Source organism: Candidatus Albibeggiatoa sp. nov. BB20 (assembly GCA_016744725.1).
In the GTDB taxonomy this organism is placed as follows: Bacteria; Pseudomonadota; Gammaproteobacteria; order Beggiatoales; family Beggiatoaceae; genus Albibeggiatoa.
Genome location: JADGDW010000219.1, coordinates 1 through 5,679, shown reverse-complemented (window position 1 = coordinate 5,679; position 5,679 = coordinate 1). Strand labels below are relative to the sequence as shown.

Annotated in this window: 2 protein-coding genes; one reads left to right on the top strand and one right to left on the bottom strand. The window is 37.2% G+C overall.

The annotated features are described in order from the left end of the window. Positions 1-450: 450 nt before the first annotated feature. Positions 451-4,281, bottom strand: coding sequence for a LamG-like jellyroll fold domain-containing protein (locus ABXH34_RS17310; protein ID WP_502710428.1), 3,831 nt, complete (start codon positions 4,279-4,281; stop codon positions 451-453). A 1,138-nt stretch (positions 4,282-5,419) separates the two neighbouring features. Here ABXH34_RS17310 and ABXH34_RS17305 point away from each other — a divergent pair. Beyond that, the coding region (locus tag ABXH34_RS17305) for a hypothetical protein (protein WP_353573136.1) at positions 5,420-5,679 on the top strand (260 nt) is incomplete at its 3' end.

Here is a 5,679-nt window from a genome sequence, read left to right as displayed (position 1 = left end):
AAAATGTATAACAACTAAGGATTATTAAAATGAATAAAATTATCAAGAAGTTACGATTTGTATTAATTGCCAACCTTTTATTTAGTCTGTCATCTGGGATAATGTTAATTGGATTAAGTGAATTAGTTTCAGAATTAATGAATGTTAACTCTGAAATTATTGTATATGTTGGAATAGTGTTGTCAGCATAAGTTAAAGATGTAAATAAAATCAATATATAGAAGCCATAAATAAAAAACATAAGCATATACTCCTAAAGTCTGAAATTACATCATCTAATTAATACAACAAATTTAATATTTCTGTTAACTTTAAATATATAACTTATTCTAGCATGAACAATTATAGAAGTTAAAATAAATAGCCAAAAGGCAAAATTAATCAAAAAGAACATCATGGGCTGTTATAAATTTTACTAAAATATGAACAGCCCATGAGTAAAACGATTAATTATCTATGACGACCACGGCGTGGATGACAACCATAACTACGTCCTCTACGACGGCGCGTGCTTCTTTCCGAAGAACTTGAACGAAGGGTTATCTCTTGTGGCTGAGGCTCATCACCATAATAAATCAAGATAGGCAACAATTCATCATCACCCTCTTTATTTTCTAAAATTACATCAACTCGAACAAAATTCCCTGAGACATTAAGTGTTCGATCCTCTAATTCAATAACAGTTTCAGATAGGATTTTAACGCTTTCGACACTAAATCTTTCAGGTGGTGGAATATAACGCTCTTTACCTTCAAACTGATTTGGCCAAGCCTCATTTAATGCTAAATGTTCATCAATTTGCAATAAAGTACTTTCAGCCAACCGATAAGCCATATTGAGAATTTCCTCATTTATTTCAGGTGGATATTCATCTGCTAATACCTCACCATTGCTCAGATAGCCTTCCTCATAAAGTTCTTCAGTGCTATTTTCTGCCGCAACATCCATGACGCTCTCAAACAGTGCATAACATGTTGTATCAGCAGAAACAACAATTGGTAAAAATGCTTCTTTACGTTGGTGGCATTGTGGACTGCCTGCCCATTGAACAAAACGTGATAAAGCATCAGGTTCAGCCTTTAGATTGATTGTGCGACCCACCTCAATATATTCTTCACAATCAGCACCACATTCAATACCTAAACTGTATATCGTGCCGTTACCTGTACTGTTATTAAAATCAACCGATAGCGTTACCATTTGCGCTGGCGGTGTTGGAGCAAGCGTGAGATGAGCAAGACAAGATTTGGATTTATCCATAGTCAACTCAATAGAATTACCAGACAAGCCCTCACATGCTCCACCCCAATATTCTAATATGCTACCTGCGGCAATATTCAGATTGAGTGTCACAGTACTGCCTGTTTCAAAGCGGTTAAACATTTTTGAAGAACAACCATCACCACAATTGTCCACCATTTCATCGTTGTAATAAACAGATAGACTGCCACGACCATCACCTAATTTCATAGCTTCAAGTAAAAAAGAATTTTTTGTTCGTTCTAAATCAAACGTAGCATAACAATTTTTACTTTCAGTCATGGATACTTCTACAACATTGGAATCACTAAGGCATTGCCCTTCCCATTCTTTAAAAGTTGAACCAGCATTAGCAGTCGCTGTTAAAGTAATGACTACATTTTCAGGATAATTGTAACTGGCATTATCACAATCACTGTGGCAAATAATATTATTGTCAGAGCTGAGGATACTACCAGACCCTACGCCACGTTTGAATAAAGTGAAGATAGAGTTGGTACACACGTTATAGCTAGTAAATTGAGAGAATCCAGAATAATCAACATCAACACTGCGGCATAAGGTATCTGTTTCATTAACCCGAATATTGTGCAAATTAGGTACACCAGACAAATCAGGCAATTCACCCGTTAAACCTGTATTGTCTAAAAACACATTTTCTAGTTGATTTAAGCCATCCAACTTAGGAATATTTCCCGTAATATTTGGATTATCACTGATGTCGAGATATTCTAAGCTAACCAATGTATCTAAATCTGGGATACTGCCTGAAAGCCCATTATTGCCCAATTGCAAGCGTTCCAAATTACTCAATGGACTCAAATCTGGCATTTCACCTTGCAGTTTATTGGCGTTGAGTGAGAGTACACCCATATCAGTTAAAACAGCCAATTCTTGCGGCAATGTACCTTGTAAATTGTTATTACTTAAGTTCAACGCACTGATAGAACCATCATTACAACTGACACCATACCAAGTACATGGCTGATTGTTTTCTAACCAACCCGTATTGCTTGTCCAACCTGCACCATTGGTTTTCTCATATAAGGCTACGAGGGATTGGCATTGGTCATTCGGAATTTCTGTGACTTGTCCACAAACTTCTTTTGCCATACCGCAAATAGCATAGTTTTCAAAAGCAGTTTGGGTCATCTCCGCTGTTTTACATAATGTGCCATTGTCGCTGACATCTAAAGTAGCAATATTTTGTAAACATGCTGGAATTTCACCTGTTACATTATTATCTGTGAGCAATAGGGTATTTAAGCTGAGTTGACATAATTGCTCAGGTAAAGTGCCAGATAAACGGTTACTTGATAAGGTGAGATTTGCGACCGTATTAGCCAAGTTTGCAGGTACATTGCCTACCAGTTGGTTTTGCTGTAAATCTAATTGAGTAAGCTTGGTCAAGCTACCTATAGATGTTGGAATTTTGCCTGACAATTGGTTGTAGCCGAGATTGAGTAGATTTAGTTCAGTCAAATTACCGATGGATTCAGATATCTCACCAAGTAGCCCATTTTGTTGTAATTCCAACTGCTGCAATTGTGTTAATGCTGCAAGGCTTGGTAATACGCCAGATAAGCCATTGTTGTGTAAATCCATCTCTGTCACATGACCTGATTGGCAACTCATACCCTGCCATATACAAGGGTCTTTATCTAATAACCAATTTGCTTGACGTGGCCATTGGCTGCCATTGGTATCGGTGTATAAGCTTATCAACGCATCACATTCAGTCGTTGGAATCGATGTCACAGTTTGACAATCGAAAGGCGGAACACGCTGGTAAAGTTGTTGGATTTCTTCAGCCGTTAATGCGCGATTATAGATTAATAATTCATCTAATTTTGCAGTCGCTGGATATTCATAACCACCAGAACCATCAGCATGTCTGTAATGTCTGCCAAATAACAGTGGGTAAGTATTAGAAACAGTGGCATTCGCTACATTTTTTGTCGCAATTAATTGAGTATCAAGATAATACTTCATTTTATACGGTGTGGTGTCAGTGTCCATTACACCCGTGACAAAATGCCACTCATTATTAGTTGTAACTGTTTGTATTGCAATTTTGGTACAAGTCCCTGTTGGTAAGCCTGCAACAAAGCGTTGTCCATTATGGTCAAAAATATAGGAATCATCACAATCACGCCCTTTAGAAATCAGGGTTTCAAAGTTATTATCACCTTCTGTATTGTTGTGATTAACCCAAAATACAAAGCTATAGCTTCCCGTAAAGTTTAAGGCTCTGTCATGCGCAACCGAGATGTAATTATTAGAATTAGCATCAAAGCTTACTGCTTGTCCATTGATACCGCCGACATAGTTAAGTGAGCCATGTTGTGTACCATCATATCCATTGCCTGATACATCGTTTGCGTTGTTTTCAAGTGTATAAGCTGCAAGTAAGCCATTACACAGTGTGCCATCTAATTGCAATGCGCCATTACAACCTGTTTGGATAGTGGTTTGTTCTGCATATATATTTTGAATTTCAGTAGTTGATAATGCACGATTATGAAAAATCACTTCATCTAAATTGCCTTCAAAATGTTTAAATCCTTTCCAACACCCTCCAACACAGTCTTGGTCAGCTCCTAACCATAACCCACCAGTATCAATTTTAATAATTTCAGTTGGTGCATTTGTCCATGTTTCAATAAGTTGCCCATCGATGAAAAGTTGAATTTCAGAGCCTGAACGTATAATACTAAGTAAGTGCCATGTCCCATCATTAATATTTGCATTATTAAAAATATGGGTTTCTTTTTGGAGCAGAATTGCAATTTGACCATTGCTGTGTCTGAGTAAAAACTCATTACTATCTGTTGCATTGGCTGCACTGATAAAATGTTTTGGTTCACCTGTATCTGTGGTTTGAATCCAAAAACTAACACTCATATCATCAAACACAAGGTTGTTACTTGGATTTAGATTAATCCGATCATCAATGCCATCAAAGTTATAAGCATTTTCTACATTACCATGTCTATCAGTTGTTAACGTTGCGCCATCCACAACACCATTATTTGCATTTCCACTCGTATCATTGGCATTGCCTGTCATTGGATAAGTTAAGACCGCACCAAATTCAAGGTTACAGACAGGGAAATCATTGAGATGTGGATATTGCACATTTCCTGCCTCATGACATAACTTATTATCCGCTAAGTTGAGTAGAGTTAATCCCGTGGGTAAAGTTGGAATTTTCCCTGTAAATTTGCTCTGACCTAGGTTTAATTGTGTTAGGTTTGTGAGTTGGCTAAAGTCTGGAAGATTGCCCGTTAAGCTGGTGTTGATTAACGCTAATTCTCGTAAGCTGGTCGCGCCTAAAATACTGTCTGAAAGCGTGCCTATAATACCTACGCCGTTGATAGAGAAATGATAAAGTTTTGTGAGTGAACCAATGTTAGGCAATGCACCTGTGATATTGGGATTACCACCGATAGGTAAAGTTTCAAGTTCGGTTAATGGCGTGAGGTCTGGGATTGTTCCTGTGAGGTTGTTGCTTGAGAGAGCAATATCAGTGACATGACCATTTTTACAGCCAAGGTTATACCAGCTTGTACAAGGGTTATTGGTTTGTTTCCAGCCTGCATTGTTTGTCCAATTATCACCGCCTAAGTCATCATAAATATTAACCAATACTTCACATTCTGATTGAGGGATTTCTGTGATGTTTGAGCAGGAGAATTCTGGAGAGCAGACAGGATATTCTTGAATAGAGTCTGTCCATTTACCATAATCAATATTAGGGGATCGGCAAAGTCCTGTATTAGAGCTTATATCTATTTTTTGCAAATCAGTCAATTGAGTTAAGTCTGGAATTGAACCGTTAATCGTGTTATGTGTCATGTATAAGGCGGGAAGCTTAGGAACATCCAAAATATCTTGTAATTGGTTCGATATTGTATTACCTCCAATAATTATTTCTATAAAATCAGAAGAATTGCTACTCAGTTCAAGAGACATGTCTGTTGTATTAGCATAAATGTTACAATATTTTAATTTTGGTAAATTAAGTAATTTCAATGAGCTAAAGGCATTTGCAACTATGTCAACATAAGTCAGATTATCTAAACCTTTGATTTCTAGAAAGTTGGATTGTAGATTTTGATTATAATAAATATTAAGTGTTTTTAAATTAGAGTAAAATATGAAATCAGATATAGACTCTAATATGCAAAACCAACAGATAAAGCTAGGAGTAGTAGGCAGTGCGATAGCAATCAAAATCACAGCGATGATTGTAGCCAAAATCACAACAAAAGGTGCAGTCAAAGCAGGAAGTAAGTTAGCCACCAAATCAGCAGCTGCTTCTACAGGAGCTTTGGCAGGATTGGGTTGTGGACCACTAGCATGGTTATGCTCACCAATTGGTGCAGGGGTATTGTGGGTAGTTACAGACGAAGTAGT